At 39.5% G+C, this 16,674-nt stretch carries 17 protein-coding genes; 1 reads left to right on the top strand and 16 read right to left on the bottom strand.

Going from position 1 to position 16,674, the window contains the following annotated elements:
* Positions 1-11: 11 nt before the first annotated feature.
* Complete coding sequence (locus LCM02_RS03365; RefSeq protein ID WP_224926912.1) at positions 12-1,346, bottom strand: aspartate kinase; 1,335 nt, start codon at positions 1,344-1,346, stop codon at positions 12-14.
* 98 nt (positions 1,347-1,444) lie between these two features.
* Between LCM02_RS03365 and LCM02_RS03360 the strand changes: the two genes are divergently transcribed.
* Positions 1,445-2,104: a hypothetical protein gene (locus LCM02_RS03360; protein ID WP_224926911.1), complete on the top strand. Its 660-nt coding sequence runs from the start codon at positions 1,445-1,447 to the stop codon at positions 2,102-2,104.
* A 44-nt stretch (positions 2,105-2,148) separates the two neighbouring features.
* Here the strand turns inward: LCM02_RS03360 and LCM02_RS03355 are convergent, their stop codons facing one another.
* From LCM02_RS03355 to LCM02_RS03285, 15 genes are all read right to left on the bottom strand, one after another.
* A complete protein-coding gene (locus LCM02_RS03355; protein WP_224926910.1) occupies positions 2,149-2,568 on the bottom strand; it encodes a DUF6146 family protein in 420 nt (139 codons plus the stop codon).
* 40 nt (positions 2,569-2,608) lie between these two features.
* Positions 2,609-4,117, bottom strand: coding sequence for an NAD(P)H-hydrate dehydratase (locus tag LCM02_RS03350; RefSeq protein ID WP_224926909.1), 1,509 nt, complete (start codon positions 4,115-4,117; stop codon positions 2,609-2,611).
* 147 nt (positions 4,118-4,264) lie between these two features.
* The gene (locus LCM02_RS03345; RefSeq protein WP_224926908.1) at positions 4,265-5,218 is read right to left on the bottom strand and encodes an acetyl-CoA carboxylase carboxyltransferase subunit alpha; all 954 of its coding nucleotides are present in this window, start codon (positions 5,216-5,218) and stop codon (positions 4,265-4,267) included.
* Between the two features lie 56 nt (positions 5,219-5,274).
* Positions 5,275-6,177 carry a DMT family transporter gene (locus LCM02_RS03340; protein WP_224926907.1) on the bottom strand — a complete coding sequence of 301 codons (903 nt, stop codon included), beginning with the start codon at positions 6,175-6,177 and terminating at the stop codon, positions 5,275-5,277.
* A complete protein-coding gene (locus LCM02_RS03335; RefSeq protein ID WP_224926906.1) occupies positions 6,164-7,255 on the bottom strand; it encodes an LptF/LptG family permease in 1,092 nt (363 codons plus the stop codon). The genes LCM02_RS03340 and LCM02_RS03335 overlap by 14 nt, the downstream gene beginning before the upstream one ends.
* A 39-nt stretch (positions 7,256-7,294) precedes the next feature.
* Entirely contained in the window at positions 7,295-8,425 is a 1,131-nt protein-coding gene (gene tgt / locus LCM02_RS03330; RefSeq protein WP_224926905.1) for a tRNA guanosine(34) transglycosylase Tgt, read from the bottom strand.
* Positions 8,426-8,449: 24 nt separating this feature from the next.
* Entirely contained in the window at positions 8,450-9,544 is a 1,095-nt protein-coding gene (gene ychF / locus LCM02_RS03325) for a redox-regulated ATPase YchF (RefSeq protein WP_224926904.1), read from the bottom strand.
* Between the two features lie 160 nt (positions 9,545-9,704).
* A complete protein-coding gene (locus LCM02_RS03320) occupies positions 9,705-10,961 on the bottom strand; it encodes a sulfate adenylyltransferase subunit 1 (RefSeq protein WP_224926903.1) in 1,257 nt (418 codons plus the stop codon).
* A gap of 23 nt (positions 10,962-10,984) precedes the next feature.
* Positions 10,985-11,890, bottom strand: coding sequence for a sulfate adenylyltransferase subunit CysD (cysD, locus tag LCM02_RS03315; RefSeq protein ID WP_224926902.1), 906 nt, complete (start codon positions 11,888-11,890; stop codon positions 10,985-10,987).
* Complete coding sequence (gene cysC, locus LCM02_RS03310) at positions 11,887-12,480, bottom strand: adenylyl-sulfate kinase (RefSeq protein ID WP_224926901.1); 594 nt, start codon at positions 12,478-12,480, stop codon at positions 11,887-11,889. Before cysC ends, cysD begins: the two co-directional genes overlap by 4 nt.
* Positions 12,477-12,911 carry a DUF2061 domain-containing protein gene (locus LCM02_RS03305; protein WP_224926900.1) on the bottom strand — a complete coding sequence of 145 codons (435 nt, stop codon included), beginning with the start codon at positions 12,909-12,911 and terminating at the stop codon, positions 12,477-12,479. Before LCM02_RS03305 ends, cysC begins: the two co-directional genes overlap by 4 nt.
* Positions 12,908-13,708: a 3'(2'),5'-bisphosphate nucleotidase CysQ gene (cysQ, locus tag LCM02_RS03300; protein WP_224926899.1), complete on the bottom strand. Its 801-nt coding sequence runs from the start codon at positions 13,706-13,708 to the stop codon at positions 12,908-12,910. The genes LCM02_RS03305 and cysQ overlap by 4 nt, the downstream gene beginning before the upstream one ends.
* Positions 13,701-14,756: an NAD-dependent epimerase gene (locus tag LCM02_RS03295; protein WP_224926898.1), complete on the bottom strand. Its 1,056-nt coding sequence runs from the start codon at positions 14,754-14,756 to the stop codon at positions 13,701-13,703. Before LCM02_RS03295 ends, cysQ begins: the two co-directional genes overlap by 8 nt.
* Positions 14,757-14,774: 18 nt before the next feature.
* Positions 14,775-16,076, bottom strand: coding sequence for a nucleotide sugar dehydrogenase (locus LCM02_RS03290; protein WP_262902482.1), 1,302 nt, complete (start codon positions 16,074-16,076; stop codon positions 14,775-14,777).
* Between the two features lie 25 nt (positions 16,077-16,101).
* Entirely contained in the window at positions 16,102-16,635 is a 534-nt protein-coding gene (locus tag LCM02_RS03285; protein WP_394369925.1) for a sugar transferase, read from the bottom strand.
* Positions 16,636-16,674 lie beyond the last annotated feature (39 nt).

The following is a 16,674-nucleotide window of genomic DNA, read 5'->3' as shown; positions in this document are numbered from 1 at the left end:
TTTTTTATTCTCTAGACAGGTGCAGTTGACAGTTCAGGGAACAGGCTTTCATTAAGGAGATTCAAAACTGCTATTTTATCTGAGGTTTTTACCAAAAATGACAGGTTGTAATTACTTCCTCCATACGAAATCATTCTGATCGGAACATCTTTAAGGCCCTCAAAGATGGCTGATGTGATTCCTTTTTTATTCTGAGCAATGTCTCCTGCTATACAAATGATACTTAAATCAGTATCGACTTCTATATTTCCAAATCCCTGTAAATCATTGGTTATAGCCTCCAGTTTTTCAGTATTATCAATGGTAAGTGAAACAGCAACTTCAGAAGTAGTAATCATATCTATTGAAGTTTTATGAGCTTCAAAAACTTCGAAAACTTTTTTCAGAAATCCATAGGCCATTAACATTCGGTATGATTTGATCTTGATGGCGGTAATATTGTCTTTGGCCGCTATGGCCCTAATTTTCCTTACCGAAGCCTTATTGTGTATTAAAGTACCCTTAGACTCAGGTTTAAATGTATTTAGAAGCAACACGGGAATATTGTTTTCCTGAGCGGGAATGATGCTTTGGGGATGTAAAATCTTTGCTCCAAAATAGGCAAGCTCCGCAGCTTCCGCAAAAGACATTTCACTAACCGAAAAAGTAGAATCAACAAACCTTGGGTCATTATTATGCATTCCGTCAATATCCGTCCAAATCTGAATTTGTTCTGCTCTAACAGCAGCTCCAATGAGTGAGGCACTGTAATCGCTTCCTCCCCTTTTTAAGTTATCGATATGTAAATTGGCATTTCTGCAAATAAATCCTTGAGTAATATATATTGAAGACTGGTAATTCGATAGTATTTTCCCCAGCCTTTCCCTGATCACCTCGGTTTTTGGTTCACCGTGTTTGTCTATTGACATAAAATCAAGAGCTGACAATAAAACAGAATCTTCTTTAATGTCCTCAAGATATAACTGAAAAAGGTTGGTGGAAACCAATTCACCCTGTGCCAGGACAATTTTCTCCTGATCTGAATTGAATTCTTCTGAACTGACCGATATCAAGGTTTGGTGATGTTTCTTCAAAACAATTTGAGCCTTGTAATAAGCCTCATCCGATTCCAATAACTCCCTGGCAACATCAAGGTACTTCTGATTCAATTCGTCGATCAGTGTCAAGGCATTTTCCGGTCTATTGGCTTCCAATAAACTTGCGATTTGTACCAGGGTATTTGTTACCCCCGACATGGCCGATAATACTACAATTTTCTCCCCTTCGGTATCCCGGACTATATCGGCAACCTTTCTGAAATTTTCTACCGATCCTACTGATGTTCCTCCAAATTTTAATACAAGCATGACTCTTTAATTTTTCCGCAAATATTTATAAAAAGAACTTCGCGATAAAATTTTTATAATATATTTACATATTATAACATATTGTTCAAAATTTAACAATGAAAACGATTCAAGAGACCGTAGAGACTATCATTCACAGAACTCCTTTTATCGAAGAGGCTATGCAGGACAAATTGATCAATGTCTCTTCTTTGGCAAGACTTATACAACCTGAGGTTGAACGTTCTCTTGGCAAGGAGGTTAAATCAGGGGCCATTATGATGTCTATCAACAGAATGTCACCCCTTGAAATTCTTAAGATCAGGAAAAATATCAAATCTCTTTCTCTCAAACTAGGTGATTTCATAGTTCGTTCAGATCTGTTTGATTATACCTATAAAAATTCACCGTCCCTTTACCGTCACATCTCTAAAATCTTTGCAAAAATTGGAGAGAACAGAGAATCTTTTTTTACTGTGTCCCAGGGAATTTTCGAAACTAATATTGTGATCAGTGCTAATCTAAAGGATGATATCGATGAAATCTTCAAGGAAGAAGAATTGATCAATTCAATGTCAAAATTGGCCTCGATGACCATTAAACTTCCAAAAAAAAATCTTGAACAATCGGGCATTTACTATTTCATTCTCAAACAGTTGGCCTGGGCAAATATTCCGGTTCAGGAGGTAATATCAACAACACATGAAATAACTCTGGTGGTAAAAGAAGAGGACATCAATAAAACTTTTTCTATTCTTATTGATTTGAAAAAAACATAGTCAGTAACTCGTTTTAACGATTTGAAGCGCAAGACATAGTCAACCTATAGTTTTTGTCTGTATTTTTTCTGGAAATATTCAAGATACTTATATAAAAGGTAATTGACTTCCATCCCGTAATCAATTTTTGGGTCGTACTCAATGGTCTGCATGTAAATGTTCGGATTATAGACATCGGGACGAAGCACTCTTTGATTATAGGTAGTTACCCAAAACAGGTTTTTGCTTTCCAGGGTTGGCTGAGTATAATATTCCATGGGTCTCTGCGTGGCCAGCCACGCATCAAAACCGATCTCGATGATGATGATCTGATATTCCAGTTCCTCATTCTCGATAACGATTGTATCCCGTTCCGATTCATTAACAGCAAGCACACTTCCACTCTGCACGTCCTTGGACTTGCATGATATCGCAAATATAATACCTATAAACAACGTTACTATGATGCTTTTATCTATCTTCATTTGAATTCTATTTATAAAACAGCTACAAATTTAATGCCATCTATTTGGAGCCCACCTGCTTAAAGGCAGCTCCCAGATGGCTAATACAGTCCAAAGCGGTCATTGACTCCGGGGATTCCTTTCCATTGACAGCAATATCAGCAGACAGCCCATGAAGATAGACACCAAGTAGTGAGGATTCAAGTGGATCGTAGCCTTGTGCCCTGAATGCAGTGATCATTCCTGTAAGTACGTCCCCGCTTCCTGCAGTTGCCAGACCCGGATTACCGGTACTGTTAAAAAACAGCCTTCCTCGATAAGCAATCGAGGTATACGCTCCCTTTAATACTACAACCGAATCCAGGGTTTTTGATAAACTCAGTTGTTTGTCAAGTTTCTCATAATCATTGGTCCATGTTCCCACGAGCCGTTCAAATTCTTTAGGATGTGGGGTTAGAACACTACCTTTAGGAATAATACTCAACAAATCGTCGTATTCCGAGATCATATTTAGCCCGTCGGCATCAATAACTAACGGAACATCACATTTTAAAAGAAAGTCTACGAACCCTTTTCTTGTTTTTGGATTTCTTCCCAGTCCCGGTCCTATTCCAATTGCCGAAGCCTCAGTTTTCACATTGAAAAACTGTATGAGCTTCTCATCATCAACCTCTACCATGGTTTCTGGAACAGCCGTTTGGAGTGAAGAATATCCACACTTGGGAATATAGGCAGTAACAAGGCCAGAACCCGATCTAAGAGCCGCCTTTGAAGCCAGAACCATGGCTCCAATTTTTCCAAAACTACCTCCTATGATCAAACTGTGGCCAAAAGTTCCTTTATGGGAAAAAGTACTTCTCTTTCTTATTATTGTTTGAACCCGATCAAGGTCAACAAAATACTTTTGACATTCCAAACCGTCAATAAACCCCTTATCCAGTCCAATATCGAGGATGATCCATTCCCCGGCAAACTGATGATTATCTGGTAGCAGGAATGCCAGCTTTGGTGTCTGAAAACTAAGGGTATATGATGCCCTAATGATATGATCCAATGAACCGTTGGGCATGTCGACAAAAAGGCCCGAAGGAAGATCAATTGAAATGACTGAAGCACGGGAATCGTTGATATGACTTATAAAATCCGCGACAAAGCCTTCAGCCGGTCTTTTCAATCCAATCCCAAATATGGCGTCAATAATCACCCCGTTTTCGTTAAATTCAGGGTATGAATCTCCCGGTCTGATTTCGTTAACAGACAGATTCAGATTCTCAATCCGTTTTAAGTTTGTCCTAAAATCCTGGCTTCTATTTTCTGAAAAATTTATGATGTAGGTAGACGGCTTGTATCCCTCCTGATTAAGCAGCCTTGAAAGGACCAGTCCGTCGCCTCCGTTGTTACCAACCCCACAACAAATATAAAAAGTAATGTCCTTGTCTGGATACTTTTCAACAATCCATTTAAAACACTTGGATGCAGCCTTTTCCATCAAATCCAAAGATGATATGGGCAGGTTTTTAATTGTGGCCTGATCAGTCAGGTAAAGCTGTTCTGCCGAAAGAATTTTCATGCCTTGATTCTTTATATAAATTTAACCAAAATCATTAGATTTTTGAGCAGAAACTTAAATTGAATGAACCATGAGGTTTTCGGAAACAAAAAATCCCGGAAAACATCCGGGATTCTGATTGTGTAAACTAAATTATTTCCAAGGACCCTACCCTTTGAAAACACCCATGTTAGCGTATTTTTCCATACGCTGTTTAACAAGCTTTTCAGGGCTTAAGTTTTCCAATTCCTTATAAGCCTTTTTAATAGCCATTTCGACTGATTTGTAGGTCTTTTCACGGTCCGTATGCGCTCCTCCCAGAGGCTCTCTTATGATCCCGTCAATTAGTTTTTGACGACTCATATCTTTGGCCGTAAGCTTCAGGGATTCTGCTGCTACCTCCTTATATTCCCAGCTACGCCATAAAATTGAAGAACATGACTCCGGAGATATTACGGTATACCATGTGTTCTCCAGCATTAAAACTTTATCCCCTACACCAATTCCAACAGCACCACCTGAAGCTCCCTCACCGATAATAATTGATATTATTGGCGTTTTAAGGCGTGTCATTTCAAATATGTTTCTTGCAATAGCCTCACCCTGGCCCCGTTCCTCTGCTTCCAGTCCGGGATATGCACCTGGTGTATCAATAAGCGTGACAACAGGAATCTCAAATTTTTCAGCCATTTTCATCAGCCTCAAGGCTTTTCTGTACCCCTCTGGGTTAGACATTCCAAAATTCCGGTACTGCCTAGTTTTCGTATTATAACCCTTTTGCTGGCCTATGAACATATAGGACTGATCCCCAATTTTTCCTAATCCGCCTACCATGGCTTTATCATCCTTAACCGTTCTGTCTCCGTGAAGCTCCATAAAAGTACCCTTTGTCAGGGCCTTAATGAAATCCAGCGTATATGGGCGGTTGGGATGCCTTGACAACTGGACTCTTTGCCAGGCAGTTAAATTCTTAAATATTTCTTTTCGTGTAGCTTCTAATTTTGACTCTATTTGCTGACAGGTTTCCGTTACGTCTACATCACTTTCTTCTCCTATTAACCTGCATTTATCAAGCTGATCTTCTAATTCCTTAATTGGTAATTCAAAATCCAGATATTCCATTTTTGATGTGTTGATTCAAGTTAAACTCAGGCTACAAATATATAAACTTTGCGTTACTATCTGTCGTCAGATTTCAGTCTTCCCTTAAATTTTGTACTTTTTACAATTCCGTTGATCAGAACCGAGCTAAATATGATAAGGCCTCCAAGATAAAATGCTGTACTAAGCCGTTCCTTATCGCCAAAGAGCACCAGAGCCAGTAAAATTCCATATACGGGCTCAAGATTGTTTGTCAAAACTATGGTAAAAGGACTCATCTTTTTCAACAAATTGGTAGCCACAACAAAGGGATAAGCGGTGCATAAAACAGCTAAAATCATCAGATACATCCAGTCGTTACCTGACAGCATAAAAAATTCCGGAGAAAAGTCATTCTTAAAAAGAAGCACAAAGGTCAGAAAAACACCGGCAAAAAACAGTTCATAAAATGCAATTTTACTTCCTGAATAGGATGTGATAAGTCTGCTGTTATAAACCGAAAACAAGGCAACTAATACGGCAGAAGCCAGTGCCACCAAAATTCCTTCCGTATAAAGTTGTTCGCTTCTGAATATAATGACAAATCCCATTATGGTAATTACCGCAAGTATCAACTCATAAACTTCAATTTTATTTCGTTCAAAAAAAGGTTTAATGATAACTACAAAAAATGCACTTGACGACAAGGTGATAAGTGTTGTGGAAATGGTAGAAATTTTAATGGCGTGGAAGAAGGTAACCCAATGAAGTGCCACCAGGATCCCACCAATAAGAAATTTAAATAAATCTGCCCATTTTTCCTGAAATGGAATTCCCCTTATTTTGTGAAAAATAAATAAAGCAGCCGAAGCCAAAAAAACCCTGAACCAAACCAATGGGATCGCATCAATTGAGATCAGTGCTCCCAATATGGCTGTAAAACCCCAGATAAAGACTATAAAGTGCAGATGGAGTTGATTCTTAAGTTTATTTGTTGGCATTGAAATAAAGAATTGCAGCAATTATACCGAATATTATATTGGGTATCCATACCATTAATAACGGAATAGATTCAGCCGTAGACCCCAAAACCTCCGAAACCTTCATAAAAAACACATAAAGGAACATCAAACTAATTCCGGCTGCTAAGTTAAAACCGATTCCTCCTCTTCTCTTTTTCGAAGCAAGCGTTACTGCAATTAAGGTAAGTACAAAAGACGATATTGGCAAACTTGTCCTTTTGTAAAGCTCTACCTTGTAGTTATTCAAATTTTTCACACCTCTGTTCTCGGATTGCTTGATATGCCTGCTCAGGCTTTGAGATGGCATTTCACGGGCAAGATAATCTACATACAAAAGATCCTTTGGTGTAAAATTAAACACCGTGTCCATAAAACTTCCGTTATCAAGACTATCTTTATGTTCCCCTACAAAACGCTTCCGGTAGGTACTTAATCGGTAAGTGCTGTCCTGATCGTTCCACCTGATATTCTGGGAAATGATTTTATAAACAAGTTTGTTTCCGTCAAAATGCTCATATGAAAAATTATATCCGTTTTTTGATTTAAAATTAAAATATCCAAAATAGACATAATCATCCTGGCTCAACTGAAGACTGACCTTACTCACCGAACTTTTGGTTTTTTTCTTATATATGGAGCGCAGGTAATCCTCCTCAAACTTTTCCAGGGTTTTATTTGAGTCAGGAACGATAAAATGATTCGTATATAAGGAAATAACCGTGATGATTGTTGCCCCTATTAAATAGGGCTGCAAAAACCGTTTAAAAGATACTCCGGAACTGTGGATAGCGATAATCTCCGAGTTATTGGATAATTTAGAAGTAAACATGATCACGGAAATAAACAAGGCCAAAGGCATAAATGTATTTCCGTAGTTTATGATAAAATTGACATAATAGTCATTGATAATCTCCTGGACGGTCAGGTCCTCAGCTTTTAAAAATTTCCCAACCTTCTCGGCCACATCAATTGCCATGGCAATTGGTATTAAGATCAATAAGGTGAAAATAAAAGAAGTAAAATATTTTCTGAGTATGTATCTGTCAAGAATCTTCAAATTCAGGATTTTTTTTTCCGGATCTTCAACTTAGTTTGCTTATAAACGCTTGTCCATTTGCTTTACCATCATTTGCTTCCAAGTCATAAAATCTCCTGCTAAGATATGCTTTCTTGCCTCACGAACCAACCATAGATAAAAGCCAAGGTTATGAATGGAAGCAATCTGTTTTCCCAGATATTCATTAGCTGCAAAGAGGTGCCTTACATAGGCTTTGGAGTAGATGGTATCAACCGTGGTAATACCCATTTCATCCAAAGGTGAATAATCATCCTCCCATTTCTTATTCTTGATATTGATCGTACCATGGGCCGTAAACAGCATTCCGTTTCGAGCATTTCTCGTTGGCATTACACAGTCAAACATGTCTACCCCCAATGCTATGTTTTCAAGAATATTGATTGGGGTTCCTACTCCCATCAAATAACGAGGTTTGTCTTTTGGTAAAATCGAAGTGACAACCTCGGTCATCTCATACATCTCTTCAGCAGGTTCTCCCACAGATAATCCCCCAATGGCATTACCTTCTGCTCCCACTCCAGCTATATATTCTGCCGATTGTTTTCGTAAGTCTTTGTATGTACTTCCCTGAACAATCGGAAAAAAACTTTGTTTATATCCATAATTCTCGGGATGCTTATCAAGGTATTTCATGCATCTCTCAAGCCACCTGTGCGTCATATGCATGGAATTCCGCGCATAATTGTATTCACAGGGATAAGGGGTGCATTCATCAAAGGCCATAATGATATCTGCACCGATCTTTCTCTGTATCTCCATAGAAAACTCCGGAGAAAAGAAATGGGATGAGCCGTCAATATGTGATTTGAATTTTACACCTTCTTCATTGATCTTCCTGTTGTCCGACAAAGAATAAACCTGATAACCACCCGAGTCTGTAAGAATGGGCCGATTCCAGTTCATGAATTTATGCAAACCACCTGCTCCCTCAAGAATTGGGGTTTTGGGTCTGAGGTACAAATGATATGTATTACCCAGAATTATATCAGCATTGATATCCTCTTGCAGTTCTTTCTGATGAACCCCTTTAACGGAGGCCACAGTTCCAACGGGCATAAAAATAGGTGTTTCTATCCTGCCATGATCTGTTTCAATGGTTCCTGCCCTGGCGGCACTTTGTGGATCTTCATGATGAATGTTAAACTTCATGGGATAATAGAGGTTTATGAATGCCTAAACGTTGAATCGGAAATTCATCATATCCCCGTCTTCAACAATATATTCTTTTCCTTCAACCGATAGTTTACCGGCTTCTTTTACTTTTAATTCACTTCCAAAATGAACAAAATCATCATACTTTATCACTTCAGCCCTGATAAATCCTTTTTCAAAATCAGTATGAATAACTCCTGCAGCCTTTGGCGCTGAATCCCCAATATGAATTGTCCACGCCCTTACCTCCTTTTCTCCGGCAGTAAAATACGTCTGAAGATTAAGTAATTTATAAGCGGATCTTATAAGCTTTGAAACTCCCGGCTCCTCCAACCCAATATCCTCCAGGAACATCTGACGTTCTTCATAAGAATCAAGTTCCATGATGTCTGCCTCTGTTGCAACGGCCAAAACAAGTACCTCGGCATTCTCACCCTTAACGGCTTCCATAACCTGGTCAACGTAAGAGTTTCCCTTAACCGCAGAGGCTTCATCCACGTTACATACGTAAAGAACGGGTTTGTCTGTAAGTAACTGGATAGGCGCAATAAATTCTTCTCTTTCTTTTTCTGTAAGCTCAATGGCACGCACTGAAACAGAGGCCAGCAACTGTTCCTGAACCTTAGAAAGCACTTCTAACTCCTTTAAGGCGGCTTTATCTCCGGTTCTTGAAGCCTTTTTAACTCGGTCCAGTCTTTTCTCAACCGTTTCCAGATCCTTTAGCTGCAGTTCCATGTCTATGGTCTCCTTATCCCTAACCGGATCAATACTCGCATCCACATGGACAATGTTATCATTATCAAAACAACGTAAAACGTGAATGACAGCATCCGTTTCTCTGATGTTGGCAAGGAATTTATTTCCCAAACCCTCTCCTTTACTGGCTCCTTTGACCAGCCCGGCGATATCCACGATTTCAACTGTGGCAGGCACAACTCTTTGTGGATTGACCAGTTTTTCCAAGGTTTCAAGCCTGCTGTCCGGCACATTGACCACTCCTATATTAGGTTCAATGGTACAAAACGGAAAATTTGCAGATTGTGCCTTGGCATTTGACAGACAATTAAATAAGGTTGACTTACCTACATTTGGAAGTCCAACGATTCCTGCTTTCATTGTATTATTTTTTTGGACTGCAAATATAGGTGAATATTATTGTTTTTTAAGATGCGATTTTCGCTATTAAATGATTTTTATGGATCCACCCGATAACACATAAAAAAAGACCTCCAAAAACAGAGGTCTTATTTCTATATGTCAGATATTATTTAATTCACTATTGAAGCATTCCTGCCGCAACAGTTTCATTGGTAGCCGAATCGATCAATATAAAACTTCCGGTCTTTCTGTTTCGGGAATATTCATCCATCATGATCGGGCCAGTCGTACGAATCTTTACCTTACAGATATCGTTCATCCTGATTTCATTGTCATCCTTAATACGTTCCAGGGTATTTACATTGACCTTATAAACCACCTCATTGATCATTGCCATAGGCTCATTAGAGGTATGTTTCAATATATATTTTGCGCGTGGCCTGGCAGGTTGCTCGTTGAACCAGCAGATCATAGCTGTCAACCTCTGGTCCTTTACAGGCAAATTATTTGGTTTTACGATCATATCGCCTCGACTCAGATCAATATCGTCTTCAAGGGTGATGGCAACACTCATGCCTTCAAAAGCCTCATCAACCTCCTTATCATAGCGGTTGATGGATTTTATATGAGAATGGAACCCGGAAGGCAGTAACCTCACCTCATCTCCCACACGAAAGATCCCACCCGCAACGGAACCGGCGTATCCTCTGTAATCATGATTCTCTTCATCCTGAGGACGGATCACGGTCTGTATAGGAAACCTGGCGTCGACCATATTATTGTCACTGGTAATATGAATCGTCTCCAAGGTATGTAATAAAGGAGCATTCTGATACCAGGGCATATTTTCTGAGCGGTTTACCACGTTATCTCCATTCAGGGCAGATATCGGTATGTAGCGAACATCCTTGATCATCATTTTTGCAGAAATTTCTTCATACTGGTTCACGATATCGTTAAAAACCTCTTCTTTATAATCAACCAGATCCATCTTGTTGATACATACTATTACATGAGAAATCTGCAACAAAGAAGCAATAAATGAATGTCTTTTGGTCTGTTCTATAACCCCTTTACGGGCATCGATCAAAACGATGGCCACATTTGCCGTAGAGGCTCCGGTCACCATATTTCTGGTGTATTGTACGTGGCCAGGCGTATCGGCAATGATAAACTTTCTTCTAGGGGTTGTAAAATACCTGTAAGCAACGTCTATGGTTATTCCCTGTTCTCTTTCATCTCTTAATCCATCTGTAAAAAGGGCAAGGTCAACGGTTTCCATTCCTTTCCGCTTACTTGTTTTTTCAACCGAGGCGATCTGATCCTCGAAAATCGATTTTGAATCATATAATAATCTACCTATCAGCGTGCTTTTACCATCATCTACGCTTCCTGCAGTCGTAAATCTTAAGAGTTGATTGTTATCTATACTCATGATCTGTTTCTTTTTCAATTAGATTAAAAATAACCTTGTTTTTTCCGGTCTTCCATCGAAGTTTCCGAACGTTTGTCATCTGCCCGGTTACCCCGTTCAGTTTCACGCATGGCTGAAACCTCTTCTACGATCTTTTCAAGGGTATCCGCATCGCTTTCTATTCCACCAGTAATGGTGATGTCTCCTAGTGTCCTAAATCTTACCTTTTTGGTGTGAACCTCCTCATCATCCTGCATGATCAGGTAATCAGAAACAGGTATCCAGCTTCCGTTTCTCCAAACTACCTTTCTCTCATGGGCAAAATACAAGGAAGGAATTTCAATATTTTCCCGGGCAATGTAGTTCCATACATCCATTTCTGTCCAGTTACTAATCGGAAAGGCTCTGAAATGCTCTCCCTGCCTCATTTTACCATTAAAAAGGTTCCAAAGTTCGGGGCGCTGATTTTTTGGGGTCCATTGTCCAAAATCATCTCTGTGAGAAAAGAAACGTTCCTTTGCCCTTGCTTTTTCCTCATCTCTCCTACCGCCTCCTATGGCACAATCAATCTGATTATCTTCAATCGCGTCCAGTAAGGTAGTGATCTGCAATTCATTACGTGTTGCGTTCTTACCACTTTCTTCAACTACCCTATTGTTGTCAATAGACTCCTGTACTGATCCTACTAAAAGCGTGGCTCCTAATTTGCTGATCAAATCATCTCTGAATTGTATGGTTTCAGGAAAATTATGGCCGGTATCAATATGCAAAAGCGGAAAGGGTACCTTGGCCGGGTAAAAGGCCTTCTTGGCCAAATGAGCCAATACAATAGAGTCCTTTCCTCCTGAAAACAGAATTACAGGATTTTGAAACTGGGCAAATACCTCTCTTAAAACAAAAACGGCTTCCGATTCCAACTCATCTAAATAGTTCAAAAAATATTTCGTCATAACGCTAATTTTGTTCTTATACTGTTATAAATTTTCATAACGCTTTCTTCAATGGATAAATTGTCTGTAACAATCTCTACTTCCGGATTCTCCGGAGCCTCATAAGGTGCGTTAACTCCGGTAAAATCTTTGATCTCCCCGGCCCTTGCCTTTTTGTAAAGGCCCTTTACATCCCTTTTTTCGCATTCTTCTAAGGAAGTGTTTACAAAAATCTCGACAAAGTTATCATTTCCAACTACATTGGCAATGAATTCCCTATCTTTTTTATAGGGTGATACGAATGCTGCCAGCACTATGATGCCTGAATCCACCATTAAACCAGCTACTTCGGCAATTCGGCGTATATTTTCCTTACGTCCTTCAGGGCTGAAATCAAGGTCACTGTTTATTCCTTTTCTAACATTATCCCCGTCCAGGGTATAAGTCTTAAAACCCTCTTCATACAATTTTCTTTCCAGGCCATTGGCGATCGTAGATTTTCCCGAACCCGAAAGTCCGGTGAACCAAAGTAAGAAGGAATTTTGATTCAGGAGTTTTTTACGCTCTTCTTTGGAAATCGTGTATTTATGTCTGATTATATTTTCTTTCATGCTGTTTCCACATTTTCTGATACCAGTCCCAACTTGCTTTTATGCCATACTCGTTCGTGAAGGTAATATAAAATCATTTTTGTAATCACCTCTGTAATTCCAATCTTAAATCCGGTCAAAGGATTTCCGGAAATGATCCAAGCCAGAACTATGGTATCCAGTGTTCCAACAATTCTCCAGGTAATTGTTTTTCCAAAATGACGTTTACGGCTCTCAAGTAATTTTCCGTCACGGGTCAAATTTAACTTAAACCAGACTCTCTCATGGGCATAATAAAGAATCATTTTAGTGACCAGCTCAGAGAATCCAATTTTTAATCCCGTAAACGGATTTCCCGAGATAAACCAGGAAATCAGTATGGTATCCATGGTTCCAACCACTCTCCAGGTTAATGTTTTCGCAATATGTCTTTTACGAGACTGATCCTTCATGCTTGTTTCACGATAAACCAGGGGTTCAAAAGATTCTCTTTGTTGTATAACAAAGGTTCATCCGTTTCCTTGGATATAACTTCGAGTCCAACAGCTTCACAAATGGCCTGCCCAGCAGCCGTATCCCATTCCATGGTAGGTGCAAATCTAGGATAAACATCGGCCTTTCCTTCCGCAACCAGGCAAAATTTTAGGGAACTTCCCTTAGACACGATATTTACCTCCTCGAACTGATTGGATAAGGACTGAACAAATTCTGAGGTCGCATCATTCATATGAGAACGGCTTCCCACCACATTAACGGCTACTGATAACTCCCTGTTAGGTTCTATCCGGTTTTTATCAAAGTCAAGATCTTCAGCTCTGACAGAATGCTCATTAAGTTTAAATTTTGAAGCCATGGAATTTCTTACATCTGCAACATAAAGCTCCTTGGTATCCGGAACATAGATAACCCCTAAAAGTGGTTTACCCTTTTGAATCAGGGCAATATTGACCGTAAACTCGCCATTCCTTTTGACGAATTCCTTCGTACCGTCTAGGGGGTCAACGATCCAGCAGGTATCCCATCCCTTTCTTTCTTCAAAGGAAAGTAATTTATTCTCCTCACTGATAACAGGAAATTCCGTCTTTTCCAGATAAGAATTTATAATATCATTGCATTTTTTATCCGCCAGGGTCAACGGGGACTGGTCATCCTTGAATTCGACACCAAGATCATCCTGAGCGTAAACCGTCATAATAGCTTCACCTCCTTTGACCGCTGCTTCAACAGCTATTTTAAGGGATTTATTCATCCTTATTCATTTTATTTAGTATGAGATATCTATCAACAAAAGCCTTAATACCCTCCTTTATGGTAGTAGATGGCTTAAAATCTATATAATCGTATAAACCTTGAACATCAGCGTAGGTAGACGGAACATCTCCTGGTTGTAATTCTTTGTAAATAATTTTTCCTTTTTTACCAAGGGCTTCCTCAACCGCATGAACATAGTCCATTAAGGCCACGGGGCTGTTGTTTCCAATATTGAAAATCTGATAGGGTGCCGAACTTATCGAAGGATCCGGATCTTTGGGGTCAAAATCGGGGTTATTGGGCTTGGGTGGCAGCGGAATCAATCTTTTTACACTTTCCACGATGTCAGCAACATAAGTAAAGTCCCGACTCATTTTCCCATAGTTAAACACCTCAAACTCCTTGTCTTCCGCAATGGCTTTTGTAAAAATATGCAGCGCCATGTCCGGTCGCCCCCATGGTCCGTAAACCGTAAAAAACCGTAATCCAGTTGTCGGGATACCATACAACTGAGAATAGGAATGCGCCATCATTTCATTGGCCTTTTTACTCGCCGCATACATGGCCAAAGGATGATCCGTGTGATGGCTTGTCTTAAAAGGGACATCTTCATTCAATCCATAGACCGAACTCGAGGAGGCATATACCAGATGTTTAACCGGGAAGGCTCTGCAGGCCTCCAAAATATTCAGAAAACCTGTGATGTTGCTGTCCACATAAGAATGTGGATTGATCAGAGAATATCTCACACCAGCTTGCGCCGCGAGGTTTACCACATAATCAAACCGATGAACTTCAAAAAGATTCCGAATCTCATCCTTATCCGTTAAATCAAGTTTTATAAATTCGATATCTCCAGTAATGGGGACATTATATTGAATATTATCCGTATCCAAATTCATATCCTCCAGCCTGGCCAGCTTAAGCTTAGGATCATAATAATCATTGATGTTGTCGATACCTATAACCTCGTAACCTTCCTTTACAAGTAGTTTACTCAAGTGGTGGCCAATAAAACCGGCTGCTCCGGTAACTAAAACTTTCATATTCGACATTAAAATGTTCTACAATCTGCTATCAGCTATTCCTTTTTCCAAAATGGATTTTACGTCAAACATGACAAAATCCTCGTTACAGTACTTTTTAAAATCAAAAGACAAAAATTCCTTATGTGATACCGCCAGCACAACACCATCATATTTCTTGTCTATGGCTTCTTCCTTATCCAGGAGATCTATTCCGTACTCGTCATGAACCTCATCTTTTGAGGCCCAGGGGTCGTAAACATCAACATTCACCGAATAAGACTTCAGTTCATCAATGATATCAATGGCCCTGGAATTTCTTATGTCAGGACAATCTTCCTTAAAGGTTATTCCAAGAACCAAAACATGGGACCCGTAAATTTTTATTCCTTTTTTGATCATCAATTTGATGGTTTCCTGAGCCACATAAGGCCCCATGCTGTCATTTAATCTTCGCCCCGACAAGATGATTTCGGGGTTGTAACCCAGCTCCATGGCCTTGTGCGCAAGATAATAAGGATCCACGCCTATACAATGCCCTCCAACAAGGCCTGGCCTGAATGGCAGGAAATTCCATTTGGTTCCCGCAGCCTCTAATACATCATTGGTATCGATGTTCATTAACCTGAATATCTTGGATAACTCATTTACAAAAGCAATATTCACATCACGCTGCGAATTTTCAATAACCTTTGCCGCTTCAGCAACTTTGATACAAGGGGCAAGATGGGTTCCTGCAACAATTACAGATTTATATACATCATCAACGAACTTTCCTATTTCCGGGGTTGATCCCGAAGTCACTTTTAAGATCTTGGTTACCGTATGTTCCTTATCACCCGGATTTATTCTTTCCGGAGAATAACCCAGATAAAAATCTTTATTAAAAGTCAATCCTGAGAACTTTTCCAGAATTGGCCTGCATTCATCTTCAGTAGCTCCCGGAAAAACCGTAGATTCATAAACCACAATATCGTCTTTTGAAAGTACCCTGCCAACAGTCTCGCTGGCTTTATATAGTGGTGTAAGATCAGGTCGATTGTTCTTATCTACAGGTGTAGGGACAGTGACCACATAAAAGTTGGAATCCTGAATATCCTTTAATTCATTGGAAATCCATAAACCCTTCGAATCCTTTCTCAATACCTCAACTGAATTTACATTAACTCCGGCCAGTTCCTCTGAAGTCGTTTCAAGTGTAAGGTCAATATTTTTTCTTAATTCCCTGACGCGTTGCTGATTAATATCAAAGCCAACAACCTGATATTTCTTGGCAAATTCCACTGCTAATGGAAGGCCCACATAGCCCAGGCCAATGATAGCAATTTTTAAATCCTTCATTATTTCAATTTTTCGATTTACAAATCTAATTAAAAATTGTTCTTTTAAGGTATATGAGATCACCTTTCAAAGACCAATTCCTGATATATTCCTTATTTATTCTAACCTTGTCTTTCCAGATAACCTCATCATTGTATTTTTCAGGTTCTGAAGTTCGAGACAAAAGCTCATCTTCATTTTTATATTTTAAGGTTGCCGGCCCGGTAATTCCGGGTTTCACGGAGAGAATCAACCTATCTTCTCCTTTGAGCTTGTCCGCATATCCCGGGACATCCGGTCTGGGGCCAACAAGGCTCATGCTTCCCAAAAAAACGTTCCACAACTGAGGAATTTCATCCAGCTTGTATTTTCTTAAAAATCTTCCTGTACCGGTTATTCTCGGATCATTCATCATAGTAATTCGGCTCTCATTGCTGTCAGCTTTCATGGTTCTGATCTTAAAAATGGTAAAAACTTTTCCGTCATAACCGACACGTTCCTGCCAATATAAACCGATTTTATGCGTAGATATTGTGGCCATTAAAATTAAACCAAGAACAGGAATGAAAAATAATATCATTCCAATAAAAGAAAAAAAGAGATCAAATAATCTCTTTAT

The organism is Lutimonas saemankumensis, assembly GCF_020171465.1.
Classification (GTDB): domain Bacteria; phylum Bacteroidota; class Bacteroidia; order Flavobacteriales; family Flavobacteriaceae; genus Lutimonas; species Lutimonas saemankumensis.
This window is presented reverse-complemented; position numbering and strand designations above follow the sequence as displayed.

Bases quoted from the DNA above. Each gene is read 5' to 3' on its own strand.
- LCM02_RS03365 (WP_224926912.1), bottom strand. From the start codon at position 1,346: ATGCTTGTATTAAAATTTGGAGGAACATCAGTAGGATCGGTAGAAAAT.
- LCM02_RS03360 (WP_224926911.1), top strand. From the start codon at position 1,445: ATGAAAACGATTCAAGAGACCGTAGAGACTATCATTCACAGAACTCCT.
- LCM02_RS03355 (WP_224926910.1), bottom strand. From the start codon at position 2,568: ATGAAGATAGATAAAAGCATCATAGTAACGTTGTTTATAGGTATTATA.
- LCM02_RS03350 (WP_224926909.1), bottom strand. From the start codon at position 4,117: ATGAAAATTCTTTCGGCAGAACAGCTTTACCTGACTGATCAGGCCACA.
- LCM02_RS03345 (WP_224926908.1), bottom strand. From the start codon at position 5,218: ATGGAATATCTGGATTTTGAATTACCAATTAAGGAATTAGAAGATCAG.
- LCM02_RS03340 (WP_224926907.1), bottom strand. From the start codon at position 6,177: ATGCCAACAAATAAACTTAAGAATCAACTCCATCTGCACTTTATAGTC.
- tgt (WP_224926905.1), bottom strand. From the start codon at position 8,425: ATGAAGTTTAACATTCATCATGAAGATCCACAAAGTGCCGCCAGGGCA.
- ychF (WP_224926904.1), bottom strand. From the start codon at position 9,544: ATGAAAGCAGGAATCGTTGGACTTCCAAATGTAGGTAAGTCAACCTTA.
- LCM02_RS03320 (WP_224926903.1), bottom strand. From the start codon at position 10,961: ATGAGTATAGATAACAATCAACTCTTAAGATTTACGACTGCAGGAAGC.
- cysD (WP_224926902.1), bottom strand. From the start codon at position 11,890: ATGACGAAATATTTTTTGAACTATTTAGATGAGTTGGAATCGGAAGCC.
- cysC (WP_224926901.1), bottom strand. From the start codon at position 12,480: ATGAAAGAAAATATAATCAGACATAAATACACGATTTCCAAAGAAGAG.
- LCM02_RS03305 (WP_224926900.1), bottom strand. From the start codon at position 12,911: ATGAAGGATCAGTCTCGTAAAAGACATATTGCGAAAACATTAACCTGG.
- cysQ (WP_224926899.1), bottom strand. From the start codon at position 13,708: ATGAATAAATCCCTTAAAATAGCTGTTGAAGCAGCGGTCAAAGGAGGT.
- LCM02_RS03295 (WP_224926898.1), bottom strand. From the start codon at position 14,756: ATGAAAGTTTTAGTTACCGGAGCAGCCGGTTTTATTGGCCACCACTTG.
- LCM02_RS03290 (WP_262902482.1), bottom strand. From the start codon at position 16,076: ATGAAGGATTTAAAAATTGCTATCATTGGCCTGGGCTATGTGGGCCTT.
- LCM02_RS03285 (WP_394369925.1), bottom strand. From the start codon at position 16,635: ATGATATTATTTTTCATTCCTGTTCTTGGTTTAATTTTAATGGCCACA.